Source organism: Roseovarius sp. MMSF_3281 (genome assembly GCF_030733685.1).
GTDB lineage: Bacteria > Pseudomonadota > Alphaproteobacteria > Rhodobacterales > Rhodobacteraceae > Roseovarius.
This window is the reverse complement of the sequence record NZ_JASHIM010000005.1, coordinates 53,328-73,754: the sequence shown is the minus strand read 5'-3', so window position 1 is coordinate 73,754 and position 20,427 is coordinate 53,328. Positions and strand designations below refer to the sequence as shown.

The 20,427-nt window shown below is 61.0% G+C and carries 20 protein-coding genes and 2 pseudogenes; 3 read left to right on the top strand and 19 right to left on the bottom strand.

Annotated elements, in window-relative coordinates; genetic code table 11:
- Positions 1 to 44: 44 nt before the first annotated feature.
- From RBB32_RS07645 to RBB32_RS07595, 11 genes are all read right to left on the bottom strand, one after another.
- The gene (locus tag RBB32_RS07645) at positions 45 to 281 is read right to left on the bottom strand and encodes a hypothetical protein (RefSeq protein ID WP_306152114.1); all 237 of its coding nucleotides are present in this window, start codon (positions 279 to 281) and stop codon (positions 45 to 47) included.
- Positions 282 to 563: a hypothetical protein gene (locus tag RBB32_RS07640; RefSeq protein ID WP_306152113.1), complete on the bottom strand. Its 282-nt coding sequence runs from the start codon at positions 561 to 563 to the stop codon at positions 282 to 284.
- Positions 560 to 874: a hypothetical protein gene (locus RBB32_RS07635; RefSeq protein WP_306152112.1), complete on the bottom strand. Its 315-nt coding sequence runs from the start codon at positions 872 to 874 to the stop codon at positions 560 to 562. Before RBB32_RS07635 ends, RBB32_RS07640 begins: the two co-directional genes overlap by 4 nt.
- A 324-nt stretch (positions 875 to 1,198) precedes the next feature.
- Positions 1,199 to 2,638 carry an FAD-binding oxidoreductase gene (locus tag RBB32_RS07630; RefSeq protein WP_306152111.1) on the bottom strand — a complete coding sequence of 480 codons (1,440 nt, stop codon included), beginning with the start codon at positions 2,636 to 2,638 and terminating at the stop codon, positions 1,199 to 1,201.
- A 12-nt stretch (positions 2,639 to 2,650) separates the two neighbouring features.
- The gene (locus RBB32_RS07625; protein ID WP_306152110.1) at positions 2,651 to 4,042 is read right to left on the bottom strand and encodes an MmgE/PrpD family protein; all 1,392 of its coding nucleotides are present in this window, start codon (positions 4,040 to 4,042) and stop codon (positions 2,651 to 2,653) included.
- Entirely contained in the window at positions 4,039 to 4,890 is an 852-nt protein-coding gene (gene sseA, locus RBB32_RS07620) for a 3-mercaptopyruvate sulfurtransferase (protein ID WP_306152109.1), read from the bottom strand. The genes RBB32_RS07625 and sseA overlap by 4 nt, the downstream gene beginning before the upstream one ends.
- A 21-nt stretch (positions 4,891 to 4,911) precedes the next feature.
- On the bottom strand, positions 4,912 to 6,420 hold the full coding sequence (locus tag RBB32_RS07615; protein WP_306152108.1) for a tripartite tricarboxylate transporter permease: 1,509 nt from the start codon (positions 6,418 to 6,420) through the stop codon (positions 4,912 to 4,914).
- Positions 6,421 to 6,430: 10 nt separating this feature from the next.
- Complete coding sequence (locus RBB32_RS07610) at positions 6,431 to 6,892, bottom strand: tripartite tricarboxylate transporter TctB family protein (protein ID WP_306152107.1); 462 nt, start codon at positions 6,890 to 6,892, stop codon at positions 6,431 to 6,433.
- Between the two features lie 115 nt (positions 6,893 to 7,007).
- Positions 7,008 to 7,967: a tripartite tricarboxylate transporter substrate binding protein gene (locus RBB32_RS07605; RefSeq protein WP_306152106.1), complete on the bottom strand. Its 960-nt coding sequence runs from the start codon at positions 7,965 to 7,967 to the stop codon at positions 7,008 to 7,010.
- A gap of 104 nt (positions 7,968 to 8,071) precedes the next feature.
- Positions 8,072 to 9,439 carry an adenylosuccinate lyase gene (gene purB, locus RBB32_RS07600; RefSeq protein ID WP_306152105.1) on the bottom strand — a complete coding sequence of 456 codons (1,368 nt, stop codon included), beginning with the start codon at positions 9,437 to 9,439 and terminating at the stop codon, positions 8,072 to 8,074.
- Positions 9,440 to 9,481: 42 nt separating this feature from the next.
- Positions 9,482 to 9,814 carry a carboxymuconolactone decarboxylase family protein gene (locus RBB32_RS07595; RefSeq protein WP_306152104.1) on the bottom strand — a complete coding sequence of 111 codons (333 nt, stop codon included), beginning with the start codon at positions 9,812 to 9,814 and terminating at the stop codon, positions 9,482 to 9,484.
- Positions 9,815 to 9,930: 116 nt separating this feature from the next.
- Between RBB32_RS07595 and RBB32_RS07590 the strand changes: the two genes are divergently transcribed.
- Both RBB32_RS07590 and RBB32_RS07585 read left to right on the top strand, forming a co-directional pair.
- The gene (locus tag RBB32_RS07590; protein WP_306152103.1) at positions 9,931 to 10,623 is read left to right on the top strand and encodes an IclR family transcriptional regulator; all 693 of its coding nucleotides are present in this window, start codon (positions 9,931 to 9,933) and stop codon (positions 10,621 to 10,623) included.
- 59 nt (positions 10,624 to 10,682) lie between these two features.
- Positions 10,683 to 11,458: pseudogene (locus tag RBB32_RS07585) on the top strand (IS6 family transposase).
- An 86-nt stretch (positions 11,459 to 11,544) separates the two neighbouring features.
- Here the strand turns inward: RBB32_RS07585 and RBB32_RS07580 are convergent.
- The 8 genes and pseudogenes from RBB32_RS07580 to RBB32_RS07545 all read right to left on the bottom strand — a co-directional run.
- Positions 11,545 to 11,816: pseudogene (locus RBB32_RS07580) on the bottom strand (transposase); the annotation flags it as partial.
- A gap of 297 nt (positions 11,817 to 12,113) precedes the next feature.
- Positions 12,114 to 12,602 (bottom strand): transposase, encoded by a 489-nt coding sequence (locus RBB32_RS07575; RefSeq protein WP_306152102.1) that lies wholly within the window; start codon positions 12,600 to 12,602, stop codon positions 12,114 to 12,116.
- 289 nt (positions 12,603 to 12,891) lie between these two features.
- A complete protein-coding gene (locus RBB32_RS07570; protein WP_306152101.1) occupies positions 12,892 to 14,022 on the bottom strand; it encodes a M20 family metallopeptidase in 1,131 nt (376 codons plus the stop codon).
- A 21-nt stretch (positions 14,023 to 14,043) separates the two neighbouring features.
- Entirely contained in the window at positions 14,044 to 15,021 is a 978-nt protein-coding gene (locus RBB32_RS07565) for an ABC transporter ATP-binding protein (RefSeq protein WP_306152100.1), read from the bottom strand.
- A complete protein-coding gene (locus tag RBB32_RS07560) occupies positions 15,018 to 16,070 on the bottom strand; it encodes an ABC transporter ATP-binding protein (RefSeq protein WP_306152099.1) in 1,053 nt (350 codons plus the stop codon). The genes RBB32_RS07565 and RBB32_RS07560 overlap by 4 nt, the downstream gene beginning before the upstream one ends.
- Positions 16,071 to 16,074: 4 nt before the next feature.
- A complete protein-coding gene (locus RBB32_RS07555; RefSeq protein WP_306152098.1) occupies positions 16,075 to 16,959 on the bottom strand; it encodes an ABC transporter permease in 885 nt (294 codons plus the stop codon).
- 34 nt (positions 16,960 to 16,993) lie between these two features.
- Entirely contained in the window at positions 16,994 to 17,935 is a 942-nt protein-coding gene (locus RBB32_RS07550; protein WP_306152097.1) for an ABC transporter permease, read from the bottom strand.
- Positions 17,936 to 18,001: 66 nt separating this feature from the next.
- Positions 18,002 to 19,741 carry an ABC transporter substrate-binding protein gene (locus RBB32_RS07545; protein WP_306152096.1) on the bottom strand — a complete coding sequence of 580 codons (1,740 nt, stop codon included), beginning with the start codon at positions 19,739 to 19,741 and terminating at the stop codon, positions 18,002 to 18,004.
- 132 nt (positions 19,742 to 19,873) lie between these two features.
- On the opposite strand from RBB32_RS07545, the gene RBB32_RS07540 reads away from it, so the two are divergent.
- A complete protein-coding gene (locus RBB32_RS07540) occupies positions 19,874 to 20,425 on the top strand; it encodes a cupin domain-containing protein (protein ID WP_306152095.1) in 552 nt (183 codons plus the stop codon).
- Positions 20,426 to 20,427 lie beyond the last annotated feature (2 nt).

Below are 20,427 nucleotides of genomic sequence, written 5' to 3'. Positions count from 1 at the left end.
GGCACTCTGGGTGCGGTCAAGGCTGCCCAACAGCCGGTAAACTCCTATTTCCGGATCGCGCCCACCAGAGCCTCGAGAAAGCTTCGTGTTTTGGATGGATCAAGCCATCGCATCACGGCGACGAAGTCATCCTCCGGGTTGATCCAGATGCAATGTCCGCCCGCTCCCAGCGCGCTGAAGGCGCTGGACGGCAGGTTGGGATTGGCGTCACCGCCGCGGTTCAGCCACCACAGGAAGCCGTACTTGTCGAGTGTCGGTGTCGGCAAGACGGATTGCGCCATCTAGTCTGCGGGCAAGATCTGTTGACCGTCCCAGCAGCCGCTTTGGCTGATGAACAGTCCAAAGCGTGCGTGATCATCGGCGCTGATGACCAGACCGCCACCCCAGTGGCCACCGCCGGTGACCGATTGCACTTTCTGTCCGTCACTCTCTACCCAAGATGTGGAGTACCCGTCCCAGCGCCAGCCGTTCGACGCGCCGATCGGGTCCATTATCCGTTCGCGCAGGATATCCGGCAGGGGACGGCGGAACCGGCACAGCAAGGCATAGGCGAGGGCATTCACCCGCACGTCATTGTATTCGTAGTAGTTCCGGGGCGGCTAACCTGGCGCAGTTGCCCTTTCCGACTGTTGTCCGCGCCTACCCCGATTTGGCGGAAATGGTCGATCTGTTCGTCCTTGTCGAAGAGCTCTCCGCGCCATTCGCTGTTCATCTGCAGCATGTGGCGCCAGATTATCGCTCGATTGTGATCGCTGGAAAAGTGCGACCCTTCGACTGTGGCGCTGGCCGGTTCATCCAGGTCCGTGATCAGCCCGTCGTTCACGGCGATGCCGGCGAGGACCGAAAGGTAACTTTTCGCGATCGAGAAGGTCATGTCGGAGCGCTCTGTATCACCCCAGTCTGCAACACGTTCTCCGCGATGCAGGATCACCCCGGCGGGCCCCCCGCGCTTTGTCACGGGACCGACGACTTCGGCCCAGGGGGCCCGAAGCCGCGTATGTGGGCTTTTGAGAGAACAAATACGGTACGAATAACGGGTCAGTCAGACCGCAGGAGGTACATGGCGACGTTATCGGCGGGGAACTTGAAGCCCCTTCCATCTGACAACGCTGGCATATCCGCAGAACCAATAGAAATAGAAAGTTTGCGGCAGAACCGTCGCATGTCCCCGGATTTCAGTCCCCCTGACAATGCCGTCTCAGCTTTTCACGAATTTCCCAGGGTTCATGAGCCCTTTCGGATCAAGCGCGCGCTTCAACACCTGGTTGAGGCCGGACTCTGTCGTGCTCCGATAGGAGCATATCTCTTCCACTTTCAAAAGCCCCAACCCGTGCTCGGCCGAAATGGACCCCTGCATGGACTTGGCAATCGGATAGACGATCGCGTTTACCGCATCCCAATGCGTCATGAACTCCGCCCGCGCCATGTCATCCGGCTGGCTGAAATTGAAATGCACGTTACCGTCGCCCACATGGCCGAAGGCACACATGTGGATGCCGGGCATGTAGGCTTCGACCGCCTTGCCTGCTTCGTCGATGAAGGCCGGGATCCGGCTGACGGGGACCGAGATGTCGTGCTTGATGGAGCCGCCGGCCGCCTTCTGCGCCTCGGGCGTGCGTTCGCGCAACGCACGCAGCCGCTCCGCCTGATCGAGCGATTCCGCCACCACGGCGTCACTGACCAGCCCCGCGTCGAAGGCGCGTTCCAGGATGTCCTCGAAGACCTGGCGCAGATCGGACCCGGTGCGGGGCGTGGACAGTTCGATGAAGGCATACCACGGTGCGCGGTCCTGCAGGGGAAACTGGCCGCCGGCATGCCGGCAGACGATATCGCAGGCATAGTCCGACAGCAGCTCGAAGGCGGTAACCTGGTCGCCGCTCTGCCGCCGGGCCAGCGACAGCAGGTCCAACGCGGCCTCGACCGATGGCAGGGCGCAGAAGGCGGTCTGTCGTTCGGCGGGCGCCGGGAAGAGCTTCAGCACCGCGGCGGTGATGAAGCCCACGGCCCCCTCGGAGCCGATGAACAGATGCTTGAGCGCGAAGCCCGAGTTGTCCTTGTAGAGCGGGCGCATGCCGTTCCAGATACTGCCGTCTGGCAGGACCACCTCCAGCCCCAAGCAGAGCTCACGCGCGTTGCCGTATTTCAGCACCCCCATGCCGCCCGCGTTGCTGGCGAGGTTACCGCCGATGGTGCAGCTACCCTCTGCCCCCAGCGACAGGGGGAACAGGCATTCCTGCGCGGCGGCGGCGGTCTGGATGTCGGCCAGCACCGCGCCCGCCTCGACCGTCATGGTGTAATTGACCGGGTCGACCTCACGGATGGCCGACATGCGCTTCATGGAGACGAGCACCTCGGTCGGGCCGGTGACGCTGCCACCGACTAGGCCGGTGTTACCGCCCTGGGGCACCATGGCCACGCCCAGTTCGGAACAGATCCGCACGGCGGCTGAGAGCTCCCTGGCCGAGGCCGGCGCGATGGCGAGCGGGGCATGGCCTTTGAACAGGCCGCGCTCTTCTTCGAGCAAAGCGGACAGGCGGTCGGGGTCTTCGATCACCGAGGCTTCGGGAAGGGCCGCGCGCAGGCGGCTGGCCAGGTCGGCCGGGAGCGGGGCGTCGGTGGGGCGGGTCACGGTGTTCATATCGGTTTTCCTTCAGGGCCGGGGCGCGGCGACCAGATCGTGCAGCGAGGTTGCGCGCCAGTCGGGCGAGAGCGCGGCAAAACTGTCGGCCCAAGCGACGAGACGCGCCGCGTCACAGCTCCATTCGGTCAGGGCCAGCACCTCCGTGGTGCGGTGGGTCATGTCGTCGTCGGACCACGGGACCTCGGGGTCGCCCCGGCGATAGGCGCGTTCCTCGGAGACATCTTGCGGCCCGTGCAGGGTCACGCGGGCGGGGCGCTCTCTTGGAAAGCGCGCGGTGAACACAGGCTCTTCCGCCAGCCGGACCTGTGCCGCACGGGCGCGGATTGCCGGATCGGCCAGTAAGTCTTCAGTCAGGCCGGTCAGCGTCGGTGGGCGGCCCAGCAGCGTGGCGGCAATGCAGAAACTGGTCGAAAACTTGGCCTCGGTCACGGTCTGCGGGTTCTCGACCCCGGCAATGGCCAGCGCGCTTTGCGGGAGGTGGACGGTGACCGGGCCGTCGCCCGCGGCCAGCAGATCGCCCGCCAGCGCATTCGCACAATCCAGCGCCGAATGCATCTGGCCGCAAACCGGCCAGCCTTTGACCGTGACGGTATGGATCATCTCGCTGTCGCCTGGATACAGCCAGGCGGCGTCGCAGCTCTCCAGCTTCCACGCGGCGCGCATGCCGCGCGGCGCTTCGAGGATCCGCGGCGCCGAGGCGATCCCTGCCTCGGCCATGTGCGCGGCGGCCAGTCCATTGCGGACGGCCATGGCGGCGTGGAAGGCCTTGGCCTCTGTCACCCCATCATCGAGGAAGGCCCAGAGCCCGCCGGCCTGCGTGCCGGCATGACCAAGCGCGTTCAGGGCGCCCTGGGCGTCGAGGCCGAGCGCCCGCGCCGCCCCGACCGCCGCGCCAAGGGTCCCGGCGGTGGCGGTGGAGTGGTTCACCCGGTAATGCTCGGATCCGAGATGGCTGCCGATGCGCAGTACCGTCTCGAACCCTGCCACGATGGCAGCGGCGGTGGTCGCCGCGTCGAGCGCGCGCGCCTCGGCCACGGCCAGGACTGCGGGCACCACCGTGATCCCAGGATGGGTGGTGGAGTCGCGATGGGCATCGTCGACTTCCCAGAAATGGCTGATCGCGGCATGCAGGCTGGCGGCCTGTGCGAGGGGATGCCCTCCGGTCTCGCCGATGATCCGGCAGGGGCCGGTCTCGTCTCCGCGTAGAAGCGCCGCACGGTAGCGGGCGTGCAGCGGGTGGCCTAGGCCTGCGATCAGCGCCGAGACCCAGTCCAGCAGCGTGGTGCGCAAGCGGCTGCGCATCCCGGCGTCCTGTGGGTCGGCGCGGTAGCCCGCGACCCATGCGGCCAGTGGCGCCAGTTCCGGTGTCACGGGTACGTTGGGCATAGCGGGGGCGGTCATGCGGCACCCGTCACGACCGGCAGGTCCGGGCGGCTCTCCTGCCCCCATTCCGTCCACGAGCCGTCATAGACCGCCACCGGACCGAGACCCGCAACTTCGGCGCCAAGCGCCAGCACCGCCGCCGTCACACCTGAACCGCAGGTAGTGACCAGCGGTTTTCCCGTCACGGCAGCAGCCTCTTCCCAGGCGGCGCGGATGTCGTCAGCCGACTTGTAGCGGCCATCGGCCAGAAGCATGTCAAAGGGCAGGTTTCGCGCGCCCGGCATGTGGCCGGAACGCAGCCCTTCGCGCGGTTCCGGCACCGAGCCTTCGAACCGGGGCGTACCGCGGGCATCGACCACGGTGGCAGAACCCTCCTGTAGCAGCTCCAGCACCTGCGCCGAAGAGCGCAGCCGTGCCGGATCGGGGCTGGCCGTGAAGGTGCCGGGCTGTGCCGAGGTCTCGGCGCCGCTCTCAACCGGCAGGCCCGCCGCCTGCCAGGCGGGCAGGCCGCCGTCCAGCACGGCCACCTCGGCGTGGCCCATCGCCTTGAACATCCACCATGCGCGGGGTGCGGCGAAGATTCCGGCGGTGTCGTAGATCACCACGCGGCTGTCGCCCGATATGCCCAGGGCGCGCGCGGCGGCCTCGAACTCTGCGGCGGGGGGCAACATGTGAGGCAGGCTGCTGCCGTGGTCCTTGACCGCCCCGTCGAAGTCGAAGCGGCGGGCGCCCGGGATATGGGCCTCGACAAACTCGGCATCGGGGTCGCGTGGAGTGTCGGGCATGAACCAGCTGGCATCAAGCACGACGGTTTCCGGGTCGTTCAGCAGGGCCGAGAGCTCAGCGGGTTGAATCAGGCTATCCATGTCTTGTCCTTTCACGTCAGGTCAGGCGGGTTCGATGTCGGCCTTGCTGCGCAGGCGTCCGAGGATCGGAGGCAACACCAGCGACAAGAGCGCCACCATAAGGATCGCGCCGGAGATCGGGCGCAGGAAGAACGGCGCCAGCGACCCCTGGCCGAACGCCAGCGCGAGGCTCAGCTGTTCCTCGGCCATCGGACCGAGGATCAGGCCGAGGATCACCGGCAACACCGGCACCTTGGCGATATGCAGCAGGTAGCCCAGCAGTCCGAAACCGAGGAAGCAGTAGACGTCGAACATCCGGTTGTTCAGCGCGTAACAGCCCACCGTGCAGAGGATCAGCAGGACCGGGATCACGTATTGACGCGGGACCGAGATCGCCTTGACCGTCAGCGGGATGAAGAAGTGGTACAGGATCGCGCAGAAGGCGAAGGCCACGAAGAAGGCGATGAAGACGATCCAGACGATGTCGCCGTGATCGCGGAACAGCAGCGGGCCGGGATCGATGCCATGCAGCATAAAGGCACCCAGCATCATCAGCGTTGAGGCATCTCCGGGAATGCCCAGCGTCAGCATCGGGATCAGCGCGCCGCCCATTGAGGCGTTGTTCGCCGCCTCCGGGGACATGACGCTTTCCGCCAGTTCGCCCTTGCCGAATTTCTCCGGCGTGCGGCTTGCGTGCTTAGCCTGGCTGTAGGCCACGATGTTCGACAGGCCCGGGCCCACCCCCGGCAGGATACCGATGACGATGCCGATGAGGGACGACCGCACCAGATCCCACCAGCGCGACACGACTTCGCGGAAGGTCGACATGAAGATGCGCAGGTCATACTGGATCTTCAGCACCTTACCCTTTCGGCCAATGTCGTCGGTATCCGCCAGAAGCTGCGGGATCGCGTAGAGGCCGATTAGCGCGGGCAGTTCGTAGAACCCGGCCTGGAAGGAGGTGAAGCCGAAGGTCAGGCGCGTCTGGCCCGAGGCCTCGTCCAGGCCGACCAGCGCTAGGGCCAGGCCGATGAAGGCCGCCATGAACGCCTTGACTGCGCGGCCCTTTGCCGACATCGCCGAGATGCAGGTGAAGGTGAAGACTACCAGCGCGAAATATTCCCAGGGCCCGAAGGACATGGCGACCTTGGCCAGCAGCGGCGCGATCAGAACCAGCGCAAGGCCCGAGATCGTGCCGCCGATCATCGAGGAATAGACCGCGAGGCCAAGCGCACGGGTCGCCTGCCCCTTCGCCGCCATCGGGTAGCCGTCCAGGCATGTGCCGGCCGAGGCGGGCGTGCCGGGAATGTTCAGCAGGACCGCCCCGACAAGGCCGCCGGAGATCGCGCCGCAATAGACCCCCATCAGGAGCGGCAGCGCGAATTCAATCTCCATCGCATAGGTAAGCGGAACCAGCAGCGCGATGGCCATGGTGGAGGTCAGGCCCGGGATCGACCCGATCACGAGGCCCCCGGCCACGCCGCACATAACGGCGAGCAATGTCCAGGGTTGGAAGACGTGGGAAATCCCCACGAGAATCTGATCATACATCGGTCGGTCCTCAGGGAAGGAAGGCTTCGAGATAGACGACGAGCAGCAGGTAGATCACCGCCAGGGTCGACAGCGCGACCACACCTGCGATGAGAAACAGCCTGGGCCCGCGGACCGGCGCCAGGGCGGCGGTCGTCGCGAAGCAGAAGACGAAAGTGGCCACGAGAAAGCCCACTGGCTTGATCGCGAGAAGATAAACGACGAAGAGCCCCAGCAGCAGCATCCGGCGCGGGCCGAAGGCGTGTTGCCAGACCACGCTGAATGTGGGCGCGTCGGCGGGCAGCTTGGTCAGCAAGGTTCGGGTGGTCTCGATCACGCCCACCAGCAGGCCGATGCCCAGCACCAGCGTCGGGTAGAGCTTGGCCGAGGTATAGACGGCGCCGCTGTTTTCGTTGAGGCCGGCCATCTGGCCGAAGGCGATCAGCAGGACGCCAAGGTAGAGCGCGGAGAAGAGGAGATCGGTGGTTCGCATTGCGGGTCCTCCGGGATGACGGCCTGGGTTCGCCCCGGGGCCGGGAGAGGGGAATGATGCTGCGGGCTGCCCGCCCGCGAAGCGGACGGACAGTGTAGCACGGCCTGTCGGAGGCTCACTCGGCGGTGAGGTTGAACTTGGTCGCCAGTTCCTCGATCCGCGCGTAGCGGTCGGCCAGGACGGCGTCTAGCTCGGCGCCCGCAGCCGGAACGACAGTCATGGACTGCTCTACCAGACGCTCCTGGCAGGCCGGATCCTCGGCAGCAGCCATCCATGCGTCCGCAAGGGCGGAAATGACCTCCGGGTCGGTGTCCTTGGGGGCATAGGTGGTAAAGTACATGGCGAAATTGCTGGGCGCACCCTGCTCCGCCGATGTCATCGCCTCGTCCAGGCGCGGATCGCGTTCGTCAGACAGGACGGCGACGGCGCTGAGATCACCGGAATCCACGTAGGGCGCGGCCGCGCCCACGGCGGTCGGCACCAGCGTCAGGTTGCCCTGGATCGCGGCCACGATGCGGGTTTTGTCGCCCGACATCGGGATAGTGCGCACGTCATCGACGCTGACACCCGCCTGCTCGAGGAAGTCGAGCGCAGCGAAATGCGAGAAGCCGTTCAACGCCGTGCCGATCGTGTAGGAGGCAGGCTCCTCCAGGACCTTGGTCTTCAGCGCCTCGACGCTGTCGATGCCGGTCTGCGCGCCGGCGAAGATGCCGTAGTTCATTGCGACGGTGGACGCGATGGGGGCAAAAGCGGTGTAGTTGTAATCGGACCGACCGGTGGCCAGGCCCATGTCCATGCCCTGGTGCGCCCAAAGCAGCTTGTACCCGTCGGGCCGGGCGTCACGCACTTCGACCTCGGCGATCTTGCCGCGTGCGCCGGTGATGTTCTTGATCAGAACCTTTTCCGAAAGCTGGTTTTCAAGGCATTGGGCAAACACGCGTGCCGAGACGTCCGACCCACCCCCTGGGCTGAAGGGCACGACCAGTTCGATCGGCTTGTCCGGAAAGGCCAGTGCGGGCGTGGCGACGGCAACTGCCATGAATGCGGCAACGGCGCGCCGGGTAAAGATAGTCATCGAGTTTCCTCCCTTAAAAGTGTTTTCGGGGCTGTCACTGGCCGCCCCGATGAGCCACTGGCCCCTTCCCCGGCACACCTCCACGCGCCAAGAAAGGGGGTATTTCATTCAGCCAGCCAGTCGGCTCCCTTCTCCCGCGCAACCACGCGGTCCACGCTGTCTCCGATGGCACCGAGATAGGCGTCCGGGGTGGTCAGCTCGGCCACCTGTTCGTCGCTGAACGTGTCGGCGATATGCGCATGCGACCGCAGGGCATCGGCAAAGCTCTTGCCCTGTTCGATACCAGCCATTGAGGCTTCGTACAGCCATTCGTGCGCGGTGTTCTTGCCCACCCTCTGGCCGAGTTCCAGCATGACCTTCTCCGACAGCAGGTAACCCTGCATCATGTCGACGTTCTTCCGCATGTTCCCGTCATCGACGCGCAGTCCCTTGAGCAGCGCGCCAGCCTGGAACAGGATCGCACCGGAGACAAGCATCGTCTCGGGCACGGCCTTCCATTCGGATTTCCACGCCACGCCGTCGCGCTCGTGCTCGGCGACCATCGCTTCCAGCATCATGGTGGCGGAGTAGCGCACCGACCGGCCCAGCATGGCCACGTTCTCGGCCGAGGTGGGGTTTCGCTTGTGCGGCATCGTCGAGGAGCCGAGCTTGCCGGTGGTGAAGCCTTCCTCGATCTCGGCGAACTCGTTGCGCTGCATGTTGGTCAGCTCATTGCCGATCTTCGACAGGGTGGCGGCGACCATGGCCATCAGGCCGCAATATTCCGCGATACGGTCGCGCGCCGGTGCCCAGGAGATGTCGGTCGCGCCCAAGCCGAGCTTCTCGGCAACGCCGGCCTCGATCTTGGCCATCTGCGGGCCATAGCTGGCCTGGCTGCCGACGGCGCCCACGACCATGACCACGAACAGGCGCGGTTCGGCCTGCTTCAGCCGCTCGGCGTGGCGCGACAACTCGTCGAGCCAGATGGCGCACTTGTGGCCAAAGGTGATCGGCAGCGCCTGGACCGAGTGGGTACGCCCGACCATCACCGTGTCGCGGTGCTCCGCTGCCAGCCGCAGCAGCTCGCGCCCGATCAGGCCAAGGTCGCGCATCACCAGCTGATGCGCTTCCTTGAGCTGCAGGATCAGACCGGTGTCGACCACGTCCTGCGTGGTCGCGCCGTAGTGGATGTTTTCGGCGGCCTCGGCACTCATGCCCTTGTGCACCTGCTTGAGCAGCGGCACCAGCGTGTGTTTGATCCGGCGGGTTTCCTCGGCCACCGCATCCAGATCGATGGTCTCGATCTTGCAGGCCGCGACGATCTCGTCGGCGGCGTCCTGCGGGATAATCCCCAGTTCGGCCTGCGTCGCCGCCAGGGCGGCCTCGAAATCCAGCCATTTCTGAAGCCGGTTCTCTTCCGAGAACACGGCCCGCATCTCCGGTGTGGACCAGAGGTGTTGCATCGTCGTCATGTCAAAGACGGATACGTTCATGTAGCTTCCTCCCGCGACGGCAGCTGAGACAGCGGCCAGCCGTTATTCCTCACCGTAGAATTTCATTGCCAGGCCGCCATGCGCGGCTGCAGCTCCTGCCTTCATCGCGGCAGAGATCAGGACCGCCTCGGCGACCTGTGCCTTGGTCACGCCCGCGGCCTTGGCCTTGGTGACGTGACTTTCGATGCAATAGGGGCACCCGGTGGCATGAGCGACCGCGACGGCGATCATCTCACGCACGTTCACGGGAATCTCGCCGTTGTCCTGACCCGGGATCGCGTTGAGCGTCATCCAGGCGTCGAAGTCTTTCGGCGCGAGTTTCTTCATCTCCATCCGGTGCTTCGCGTCGTCCGCGCCGTAGTATTCCTGTGCCATTTCGTGCTGCCCTCTCAATTCAGCCTTGTTTCATTCAATAAAATGTGTATCAATGAATAAAACACTGTTACGCCATCCTGTCAACGCCATCGATTCAACGAGGAGGACTTTTCGCGATGACTTCAACCCCACCCAGCGGCGTTCTCGACCGCGCGCTCCTTCTGCTGTCGCTGTTCTCGATGGAACGCAAGCGCCTGCAACTAAAGGAGTTTTCCGCACTCTCCGGCCTCGACAAGGCAACGGCATCGCGGCTTCTGAAGGTGCTCGTCTCGTGGGGGTACCTGTCGCGGAACTCGGACGGCAGCTATTCGCCCGGCCCGAGCAATCTGCGACTCGCATCGATCTTTCGCGCGACCTCGAACACGATCACCCGAATCGAAGGACCGATCAGCCGGATCTCGGAACGCGTCGCGCAGACGACGGCCTTCTTCGTTCGTTCGGGCGAGGAGCGCACATGCCTGGCCCGGGACCATGCCTACCAGGATTTCCGCTACTTCATCGAAACGGGCGGCTCCGTCTCCTTGGCCGAGGGCGGCGCTGCGGCGCAGCTTCTGCTGGCGTTCAACGGGACCGAGGGCGAAATATATGACCAGACACGGGCGCGGGGCTATTACATTTCTCGCGGGGAACGGAACCGACACTTTGCCTCGATCGCGGTCGCCATGTTCGAAAGCGACGGTGAATTCCTGGGGGCGCTGACGATCACTGGCATGGGCGCGGACCTTGCAAACGAGAACCTCTTGTCCTTCCTGCCGGTAATCAAGGAGGAGGTCGGAAAAGCCGGTTTTCTGACACAGCCGGCCCTGTAGGGGTCTGTTCTGCACCGTAAAGTTAATGCGGTTGGCGGCGTAAAATACGACATGGCGGCATGACCAACGCCCGTCCCTATCACCGCCACCGTTTCCCGCCTGACGTGATTGCTTACGCTGTCTGGCTGTATTATCGGTTTCCGCCGAGCCTTCGGATGGTTGAGGATCTTCTTGCCGAGCGAGGCATCATCGTATCGCATCAGATAGTGCGGGCCTGGGCCGAAAAGTTCGGAAGGGAATTCGCAAAAACAATCCGCCGCCGGTCGGCTGGCAAGCTCGGCGACAAGTGGCATCTGGAAGAAGTTGTCGTCTCGATCGGGGGACGCAAGCATTGGCTTTGGCGGGCCGTTGATCAGGAAGGGTTCGTGCTGGATGTCCTGGTCCAAGCCCGCCGCGACCGGCGGGCTGCTCTCCGCCTGATGCGCAAGCTGTTGACCCGGCAAGGCCATCCGCCGCGTGTTTTGATTACCGACAAGCTTCGCTGATACCCAGCGGCAAGGCGTGCGATCATGCCGGGGGTTGAATATCCCTCGCACAAGGGTCTGAACAACCGAGGCGAAACTCCTACCAGCCTATCCGAAAGCGTGAACGCATTATGAAACGCTTCAAGTCGCCTCGGCACATGCAGCGCTTCGTCTCCATTCACGATCCGATTGCAAACCTGTTTCACCTGCCCCGCCACGACATGACATCCGCAGAATTTCGCGAGTTCCGCACCGCAGCCATGGATGCGTGGCGCGAGCCGGTTGCTCATCAGAATCCAGCTGACCCAGGACATGTCAAAGCGTACCTGATAGTACGGGCATTCCCATTCCGTATTGCGTTCAAGGAGTAGGAGGAGAGCATCCGTTAAACTGTATTGGACGCCTTTGTTTAATGTGACGTCACCAGCCTTTTCGATCTCGTCCACGACGATGACCAGTTTCCCAAGGTCAGGTCGGCAACGACTTCCTTGAGTGCGGCCGATTCCGAGCGCAGCTCCTTAACCTCTGGCGATGTCGCCTGGCAGGCGGTATCCCCATTGCCCGCCTCGAGAAATTCCTTCGACCAGGTGTAATACAGGCTCTCGCTGATACCCTCGCGTCGGCAAAGCGCGGCGATACTCTCCTCGCCGCGCAGGCCCGCCAGCACGATCCTGATCTACTCCTCGGCTGAGTAGTGTTTGCGGGTCTTCCGCTTGATCCCCTGACCAACCTGTCAGCGGCATCCTTCGATGTTCCGGACTTCTTTTTTACCTTCCTGCCATAATGGCTTCGATGAGCCAGAAACCCTTTTGTAATCGGGCCTGGTTTTGCAAGGAATTAGCGCCTGAAGGTGCATGCTTCTGTCCGTGATCTGCGCATTGCACTCACATGATGCGGTTGGCTTTGACTCAGGAAAGCCCATCTCCGTTGCGACTTCGTGTTTAAGTCAGGATTTCTGTCGGCTTTTCCCTCACCACGTCCCTTCAGGGTCGCCTTCCTTGCGGAATCTCTGGTGTTGGTTGTCTGTCAGGCGGTTTTGAACTCTGTGCCGTCTATCCACATCCGATGCATGATGACGGCCAGTTTCCGGGCAAGGGCAATCTTGGCGCGCTTTGCGCCCCGTCGAGCAGCAACGCGCATCGCCGATGCCCTAAGTGGGGGCCATCTGGTGATTCTCACCAGCATCACATGCGCTGCTTCAAAAAGCGCAACCCGCACACTTGCATCGCCAGCCTTGGTGATCGACGTGACACGATCCGTTTCGCCGGATTGATACCGTCTCGACGTCAGGCCAAAACAGGCACCGACCGACTTTGATGAACGAAACCGTGTTGGGTCGTCTATAGCGGCTCGGAACGTCATCGCCACCACGGCTCCAACGCCGGGAATGGTCATCCGACGGTGACAGACCTCATCTTTCCGAGCCTGATCTCTAACCAGCTTGTCCAATTTGGCGAACTCCCCTGCCATCGCATCTCGTGCTGATAAGAGCGGGGAGATTGCCGCGTCCAGCACCGAGTTGCCTGCGATTAAAGCGTTTCGCGAAAATCTGTGATTCAGGTTTTTCGCGAAACGCTTTAGGTGTTTAGTCCCGACGTGTGGTGGGTTTGAGGCCACAGCATGACGCAAGTTGTTCACAAAATCGCGGCCAGCAATGACCCCAATAGAAATGCAAGTAGAAGTGCCAAACTTACCAGCCCGATAACCGGTTTAATAGGCTGCGTTACGCCACATTGCAGGCAAATCGGCGTATTACGTTTCAACTTGCTGCCACAGGTCAAGCAGTGAGTATTATCTGAACGTGTCACGTGATGTGCAGGCGGCCAAGACGGGTGAAGACATTGATACATGGGTCCATCAGTACCGTTTCGAAATATTCGTCCGTCTGATGCGCCATCGCCATCGCACCCGGCCCCATGATCAGGGTCGCCGGATTGCCCATCGCGGGTTTCAGCACCGAGGCGTCGGTGAAATACGTCGCCGTGCCGACCTCGGGCCGCTGGCCGGTTACCTCTTCTACAATTGAAAACACCTGCTGCATCCATGGATGATCGGGGCTGGTATAGACATGATCCATGTCGGTCATGGGCTCGATATCCACATCATCACCCAGAAGCGCGCCAAGTTGCGCCTTGATCTGCGCATTGCTCTGCCCCACCGTCGAGCGGATATCGACGCCGACACGCGCCAGATCGGGGACCGAGTTGATGTTGAGACCCGCGCTCATGTTGCCGACGTTTAACGACGGGCCACCCATGACAGGATGCGCTTCGACGCCGAAATCGAAGCCGCGCAGCGCGTCGATAGAGGCGCATGCGGCGAAAATGGCGTTCTTTCCCTTTTCCGGCATCGACCCATGCGCCGTAATCCCCTTGTGAACAAGAGACATCCACAGCGCGCCCTTGTGCCCGACAAAAGGTCTGTTGTCGGTGGGCTCTGCAACAATCATCGCCTCGCAGGTGCCCAATAGGTCGGGGCGCTCGGCCAACGCCAGAACGCCTTCGCAGCCCGTTTCCTCACCGGCACTGAAGATCAGCTTGACCTCGGCGCGGCGAACCGGCTCTTGCGCCAGTGCAAGCCCGGCCATGATGCACGCGGCCACGCCGCTTTTCATATCCGATGTCCCACGACCATACATGCGACCGTTCTTGATCTCGCCCGCAAAAGGATCTTCGCTCCAGTCCGCCTGTCCAAGCGGCACAGTGTCCAGATGCCCTGAATAGACAATCGCATCACGTGTCACCTTTTCGGTCGCAGGCAGCGTCGCGATCAGGTTGGGCCGTTTCGGCTGCCAATCATGCCAGGTTATGTCGAAACCCGCATTTTCCAACAGCCCCGCGATATAGCGTGCGCAGTCTGCCTCGTTTCCCGGCGGGCTAATCGTGTTGAACGAGATCAGTTTGCGGGTCAGGTCCAGTCCGGTCAGGTCAGTCATTTTGGTCTCCGGCAAGATGGGTCAGCGAAGATGGCAAGCGGCCATATGCCCCGGCGCGACCTCGCGGAGCGGGGGCTCTTCCTTGAAACAACGGTCCACGGCATAGGGACAGCGGGTATTGAAGTTGCAACCCTTGGGTGGCTTCATCGGGCTTGGCACATCCCCCTTGAGCACCTTGCGCGTCTTGCGCTTGCGTGGGTCGGGAACGGGAACAGATTCAAGCAGTGCCTCGGTGTAAGGGTGTTGGGGGGAGCGAAACAGGCTTTGCTTATCCGTAATCTCGACCAACTTGCCCAGATACATCACGCCGATCCGGTGACTGATATGCTGAACGATGGCCAGATCATGAGCAATGAACAAATAGGACAGGCCCAGTTCCTCTTGCAGGTCCATCATCAGGTTTACGACCTGCGCCTGCACGGATACGTCCAGCGCCGAAACGGGTTCGTCGGCAATTATGATCTCGGGGTTCAGGGCCAGCGCCCGAGCGATCCCCAGCCTCTGTCGCTGACCGCCCGAGAATTCATAGGGAAAGCGGTGCATCGCATCCTGACGCAATCCAACGCGTGCAAACAAATCCGCCACCTTTTCACGGCGCTCCGTCGGGGTCAGTTTGCCATAATTTCCGAGAGGTTCCCCCACGATATCCCCCGCCCGCAGCCTTTGATTCAGGGATGCGTAAGGGTCTTGAAAGATGACCTGCATCTGTTGGCGATACGGGTGGATTTCCCGACGGGAGATACGGGTAATGTCCTTGCCTTTTAGCAAAATTTGTCCGCTGGTCGGATCCTCCAGGCGCAGAATTGTCTTGCCCGTCGTGGATTTGCCGCAGCCCGATTCACCCACGATCCCAAGGGTTTCACCTGCATTCACCGAGAACGAAACACCGTCCACGGCATAGACGCGCGCCTGCTCACGGTTCCGCAGCCCTCCCCGGATCGGAAAGTGCTTTGTCAGGTTCTTGACTTCAAGAAGCGGTTTCTCTGATGTTTCGTTCATAGGGTCCAGTCCGGCAGATTTGCACTTTCCCAACACGCGGCAACGTGATCGGGTTTTTTGGGCTCAAGCGCGGGATATTCCGCGCGGCAACGGTCTGTGGCAAAGGCGCAACGTTCGGCGAAGGTGCAGCCCTTCGGCAGGTTGGTCAGGGCTGGAACAATCCCGGGAATTTCCGACAGCCTTTCCTGACGTGCTTCGGAAAAATCGGTCGTCAGCCGCGGCACCGACCGCATCAGCCCGCGTGTATAAGGGTGTTGGGGGCGCTCAAAGATTTCGGCAACGTCCGCTTCTTCCACCTTGCGCCCGGCATACATGACCAAAACACGGTCTGCCATTTCGGCGACCACGCCCAGATCATGTGTGATAAGGATGATCGCGGTTTGCAGATTGTCGCGGATTTCCTCCATCAACGCAAGAATTTGCGCCTGAATGGTCACGTCCAGCGCCGTTGTGGGCTCGTCCGCGATCAGCACCGAAGGGTTGCACGACAACGCCATGGCAATCATTACCCGCTGCCGCATCCCACCCGACAACTGGTGCGGATACTCGTTCAAACGGCGGCGCGGCTCGGGGATGTGCACAAGATCCAGCATTTCGGCGGCATGGTCTATCGCCTGTTTCGAGGACAGCCCCTGATGTAGCATGATCGCCTCGGTCAGCTGATCCCCGATGCTCAAAACCGGGTTAAGCGACGACATCGGATCCTGAAAGATCATCGAAACCTCGTTACCGCGTAAACGGCGCATCTCATCTTCGCTGGCCTGCAACAGATCGCGGCCCTTGAACATGATCCGTCCCGATGCAAAACGCGCAGGCGGGCGCGGCAGTAGCTGCATGACCGACAGTGAGGTGATGGATTTTCCGCAACCGGATTCCCCAACTACGCCTAGGATTTCACCGGGCCGAACCGAAAAATCCAGCCCGTCAACCGCCTTTACGACGCCATCGCGGGTATCGAAATGTGTGCGCAGGTCTTCCACCTGAAGAACGGGGGCGGTTCCAGCCTCTGCAGATGGGCCACGATCCAAAACAGCAGTGTCTTTGGTCATTTTGTCAGACCCTCCTTTGCATGCGGGGGTCGAGAGAGTCGCGCAGACCGTCCCCGAATGTGTTGATCGCGAAAACCGTCAGGGCAAGAAACGCGCCCGGGTAGAGGATGATCCCGACCGATTGGAAAAAGAACATGCGTCCCTCGGCCATGATGTTGCCCCAGCTTGGGATTTCGGGCGGTGTGCCTGCGCCAACAAAGCTCAGATAAGCCTCGAAAATCACGGCTTGCGCGCAAATATATGTGGCTTGCACGATCAGCGGCGGGATGGTGTTGGGCAAGATATGCCGGACTAGGATACGCGGGGTCGAGGTGCCACAAGCAATCGCTGCCTGCACATATAGCTGGTCGCGCAGCATCAGCACGACTGACCGCACCAGCCGCACCACGCGTGGAATTTCCGGGATGGTCAGCGCCAGGATTACGTTGGGCACACTACTGCCCCAAAGCGCCACCAGTGCGATGGCCAGCAGGATCGAAGGGATGGACATCAACGCATCCATAAGCCGCATGATCACCGCATCAACACTCCGCACGAACCCCGACACCAATCCGATGGCAAGGCCAAAGGACGTGGCCAAGGCCGCAACAGTTAGCCCGACAACCAGCGAAACTTGTCCACCATGCAAAACCCGGCTCAGCAAATCTCGCCCATACATATCGGTTCCGAATAGGGCATCGGGCGATGGCGATTGCAGGCGATCACGCGGCGACTGCTGCATCGGGTCTGGCAAGCCCAGCCACGGCGCGAGAAACGCCAGCCCAGCCATCAGCAACAGAACGGCCACACCGAACAACATGGTCGGGTTGCGCTTGAAAGAATCCACCACGACCCGTGCGCGATGTTTCAGGCGCGCACCAAAGGACAATTCTTGCACATGCAAACTCATTGGATTTCTATCCTTGGATATCAGGCTTGCCGGCTCAGTACCGGATACGCGGATCGAACAGCACATAGCTTAGGTCGATCAGCAGGTTCAGAAGGACATAGGTAAACGAAAACACGAGGATAACGCCTTGGATCACGGGATAGTCAGTGCGCAAAACCGCATCGACGGTCAGCCGCCCAAGACCCGGAATGGCAAACACGCTTTCGGTCACGACCACGCCACCGATCAGCAAGGCAACGCCCAGACCGATCGTCGTGCTGATCGGCACCATCGCGTTCTTGAGCGCGTGCTTGACCAAAACCTTACGTGTTGCCAACCCCTTGGCATAGGCGGTGCGCACGTAATCCTCGTTCAATACTTCCAGCATGGTGGCACGGGTCATGCGCGCAATCAGCGCCATGTAAACTGCGCCCAATGTCAGTGCCGGCAAGGCGATATGCGATAAAAACCCCGGAACGCTTTCAAGGATACTGGTATAGCCTTGCACCGGGAACCACCCTAGCGTCCGAGACCCGCCAAGGATCAGCAGATAGCCGATCACGAAAACCGGGACGGAAAATCCAAAAACCGCCAGTGTCATAACCATTCGGTCGATCCATGTTCCGACTTTCCATGCGGCGATCACGCCAAGCGGGATAGCCAAGGTGATAGCAATCAACATGGTGCACAATGTCAGCATCAGTGTCGGCTCAAGCCGCTGGCCGATCAGCTTTGTTACCGGCAAGCCGGAATAGATGGATTGCCCCATGTCCCCTTGCAGCAGGTTGACCAACCAACTGCCGAACTGAATATAAAGCGGATCGTTCAGGCCGAGTTGTTCACGGATCTTGATAATCTGCTCTTCTGTGGCGAAGTCACCCGCGATAATGGCCGCCGGATCACCCGGGCTGAGGTGCAACAACATAAAGACAAACACCGCCACGATCGCCATGATCGGGATGGTCGCGATTAGTCGGCGGATGATATATGCATACATGCCCGGCTCACTTTGCTGATTGGCCGGCAGCGCGCCGTTGACGCGCGCTGCCTCATCAAATGACGATTACTCGACCGAGATGTTCCAGAAGAACGGAACCGGAGCTTCCAGCACGCCGTTCACGTTGTCACGGAAGGCCGTTGGCTGGTAATATTGGCCGGTCGGAATGTAGGGCACGAAATCATAGAGTTCGGCCTGCAATTCCTCGATGATCTCCATCTGCTTGGCGGCATCTGTTTCCTTGGCGAAAGCGTTGCGCAGATCTTCGATCTTCTGGTTTTCGGGCCAGCCAAACCACGCATTGCCGCCCGAGGCCGCAACCGAGATGTTTGTTACCGGGTTCAACTGATCGGCGGCCAGCCACCACGTCGGGAAGATGTTCCATCCACCGTCTTCGGGGGCCTCACGAACGGCCCGGCGCGACGTCATGGTGGCCCAGTCCATTGCCACCAGCTTCACGTTCATGCCGATCTCGCGCAGTGCTTGTGCCGTAACCAGTGACTGCCCATGAGCAACCGGAATATCCGTCGGGTCAAGGATCAGCACCTCACGCCCGTCATATCCGGATTCCGCGAGTAGTGCTTTAGCCTTTTCGATATCCTTTTCCCGCAGTGCTTCGCTGCCAATATCGGTCTCGTAAGGCCCGCCGCACATGAAATAGGCGCCACAAAACTCTTCAAAATAGGCTGGGTCGCCCATGATCGAATACATGTAATCGGCCTGCTGCACAGCCCACATCGCGGCCTGACGGGCTTTTTTGTTGTCAAACGGCGGATACTTGAAGTTGAAGCGAATAACGCCTTGGGTGCCAAGCGGGTCAACGGTTTCGACCTTGATCGACGGGTCCGACTGAATCATCGGCAGCAGATCGACGGCGGGTTGCTCGTAGTAATCCACCTCACCGGCCAGCAAAGCTTGGCTTGCAGTTGCCGCATCGGGGATATAACGCCACTCGACGCGATCCACTTTCGCTACCTTGCCACCCGCTGCATAACTTGCCGGCTCTTCACGGGGCACGTATTCTTCGAATTTTTCATAGACCACTTGGTTGCCCGGCTGCCATTCGTCAGCGACGAACTTGAACGGCCCAGAACCAATGATCTCTTCCACCTGAGCGTTCGGGTCGGTTTCAGCCAGACGCTTGGGCATGATGAACGGCACATTGGACGAAATTTTGCCCAACGACTGCAACACCAGACCATAGGATTCGCTCAGCGTCAGCACAACGGTCTTGTCATCTGCCGCTTCCAAGCTGGCGGTGACACCCATCAGCTTCTGGCCCATCCCGTCGCGTGCACCCCAGCGCTTGAGCGATGCAACTACATCCTCGGCGGTCACAGCCGATCCATCATGGAAGGTCAGCCCGTCGCGCAGCGTGATCGTGTAGGTCAGACCGTCTTCGCTGACCGCGTGACCGGCTGCCATCTGCGGCTGAACCTCTAGGTTTTCGTCTAGCGCGAACAGCGTGTCGAACACCAGATACCCGTGGTTTCGCGTGATGTACGCGGTCGTCCAGATTGGGTCGACATTGCGCAGATCAGCATGCGGCACGATCTTCAGTACGGATTCCGCATTGGCTGGCGCAGTGGCCGCCATCAGACCCGCAACAGCTATTGGCGCAGACAAAACAGCATGGCGCGCCGATGTCTTCAATAGATTTGCAAATGCAGTCATAGGCATTTGTGGCTCCCTGTGTTGGCTTTCCGGCAGGACGACGTAAGTGTTGTCGCCACCGCTGGTTTTATTCATTTTCATGGTCACGCTGCGAAACAGCAGACACAACTCAGCGTAAGCGTAGGTTGCCACGTTATGCAAGTATCTTGCATGAACTTGTTTGCAAGTTGTCGTAAATGCCTAATTTTAAAGCTCAGTTGACAATCACAAACGGTCGGCAAAGAAGTACAGAATGCAAATCATTTTTGAAAATAAGGCTGGGTAATGATCGGAGAACGAATTAAGTCGATACGCAGAATCCGAAATATGACCCTGAAAGAATTAGCAAAACAGGCCAATATTTCAGAAGGGCACATGTCGAAAATTGAGAACGACAAAACTCAGCCATCTGTCGCCTTACTACACCGAATCACACAGGCGCTGGATATCACGATCGGGCTTTTGTTCGATGAAACGAATGGCGACGAACACGTTGTATCGCGCATGGGCCAACGCCCGATCATTGATCTTGATCCGGTCCGCCGCGGCACTGGAATTTGCCTCGAACGCATCATCCCGCATTCAAAAGACCATATCTTGCAGTGCAACATTCATATCATCGAGCCGAATGGCTCAAGCGAGGACCACATTCAGCATGTCGGCGAAGAAATGGGGTATGTTCTAGAAGGCGAGCTTGAACTGATACTTGACGATACCGTGTATCACCTTTGCGAAAATGACTCCTTTCACTTCAATTCCAGTCGCAAGCACGCCTATCGCAATCCCGGGAAGACGCGCGCACGTGTGCTATGGGCCAACACTCCCCCAACGTTCTGAAG

Excerpts from the sequence above, each read along its gene's own strand:
- purB (WP_306152105.1), bottom strand. The coding sequence starts at position 9,439 with ATGAACGTATCCGTCTTTGACATGACGACGATGCAACACCTCTGGTCC.
- RBB32_RS07625 (WP_306152110.1), bottom strand. The coding sequence starts at position 4,042 with ATGACCGCCCCCGCTATGCCCAACGTACCCGTGACACCGGAACTGGCG.
- RBB32_RS07615 (WP_306152108.1), bottom strand. The coding sequence starts at position 6,420 with ATGTATGATCAGATTCTCGTGGGGATTTCCCACGTCTTCCAACCCTGG.
- RBB32_RS07595 (WP_306152104.1), bottom strand. The coding sequence starts at position 9,814 with ATGGCACAGGAATACTACGGCGCGGACGACGCGAAGCACCGGATGGAG.
- RBB32_RS07560 (WP_306152099.1), bottom strand. The coding sequence starts at position 16,070 with ATGACCAAAGACACTGCTGTTTTGGATCGTGGCCCATCTGCAGAGGCT.
- RBB32_RS07550 (WP_306152097.1), bottom strand. The coding sequence starts at position 17,935 with ATGTATGCATATATCATCCGCCGACTAATCGCGACCATCCCGATCATG.
- RBB32_RS07540 (WP_306152095.1), top strand. The coding sequence starts at position 19,874 with ATGATCGGAGAACGAATTAAGTCGATACGCAGAATCCGAAATATGACC.
- RBB32_RS07610 (WP_306152107.1), bottom strand. The coding sequence starts at position 6,892 with ATGCGAACCACCGATCTCCTCTTCTCCGCGCTCTACCTTGGCGTCCTG.
- RBB32_RS07605 (WP_306152106.1), bottom strand. The coding sequence starts at position 7,967 with ATGACTATCTTTACCCGGCGCGCCGTTGCCGCATTCATGGCAGTTGCC.
- RBB32_RS07565 (WP_306152100.1), bottom strand. The coding sequence starts at position 15,021 with ATGAACGAAACATCAGAGAAACCGCTTCTTGAAGTCAAGAACCTGACA.
- RBB32_RS07590 (WP_306152103.1), top strand. The coding sequence starts at position 9,931 with ATGACTTCAACCCCACCCAGCGGCGTTCTCGACCGCGCGCTCCTTCTG.
- RBB32_RS07645 (WP_306152114.1), bottom strand. The coding sequence starts at position 281 with ATGGCGCAATCCGTCTTGCCGACACCGACACTCGACAAGTACGGCTTC.
- RBB32_RS07555 (WP_306152098.1), bottom strand. The coding sequence starts at position 16,959 with ATGAGTTTGCATGTGCAAGAATTGTCCTTTGGTGCGCGCCTGAAACAT.
- RBB32_RS07635 (WP_306152112.1), bottom strand. The coding sequence starts at position 874 with ATGACCTTCTCGATCGCGAAAAGTTACCTTTCGGTCCTCGCCGGCATC.
- RBB32_RS07630 (WP_306152111.1), bottom strand. The coding sequence starts at position 2,638 with ATGAACACCGTGACCCGCCCCACCGACGCCCCGCTCCCGGCCGACCTG.
- sseA (WP_306152109.1), bottom strand. The coding sequence starts at position 4,890 with ATGGATAGCCTGATTCAACCCGCTGAGCTCTCGGCCCTGCTGAACGAC.
- RBB32_RS07570 (WP_306152101.1), bottom strand. The coding sequence starts at position 14,022 with ATGACTGACCTGACCGGACTGGACCTGACCCGCAAACTGATCTCGTTC.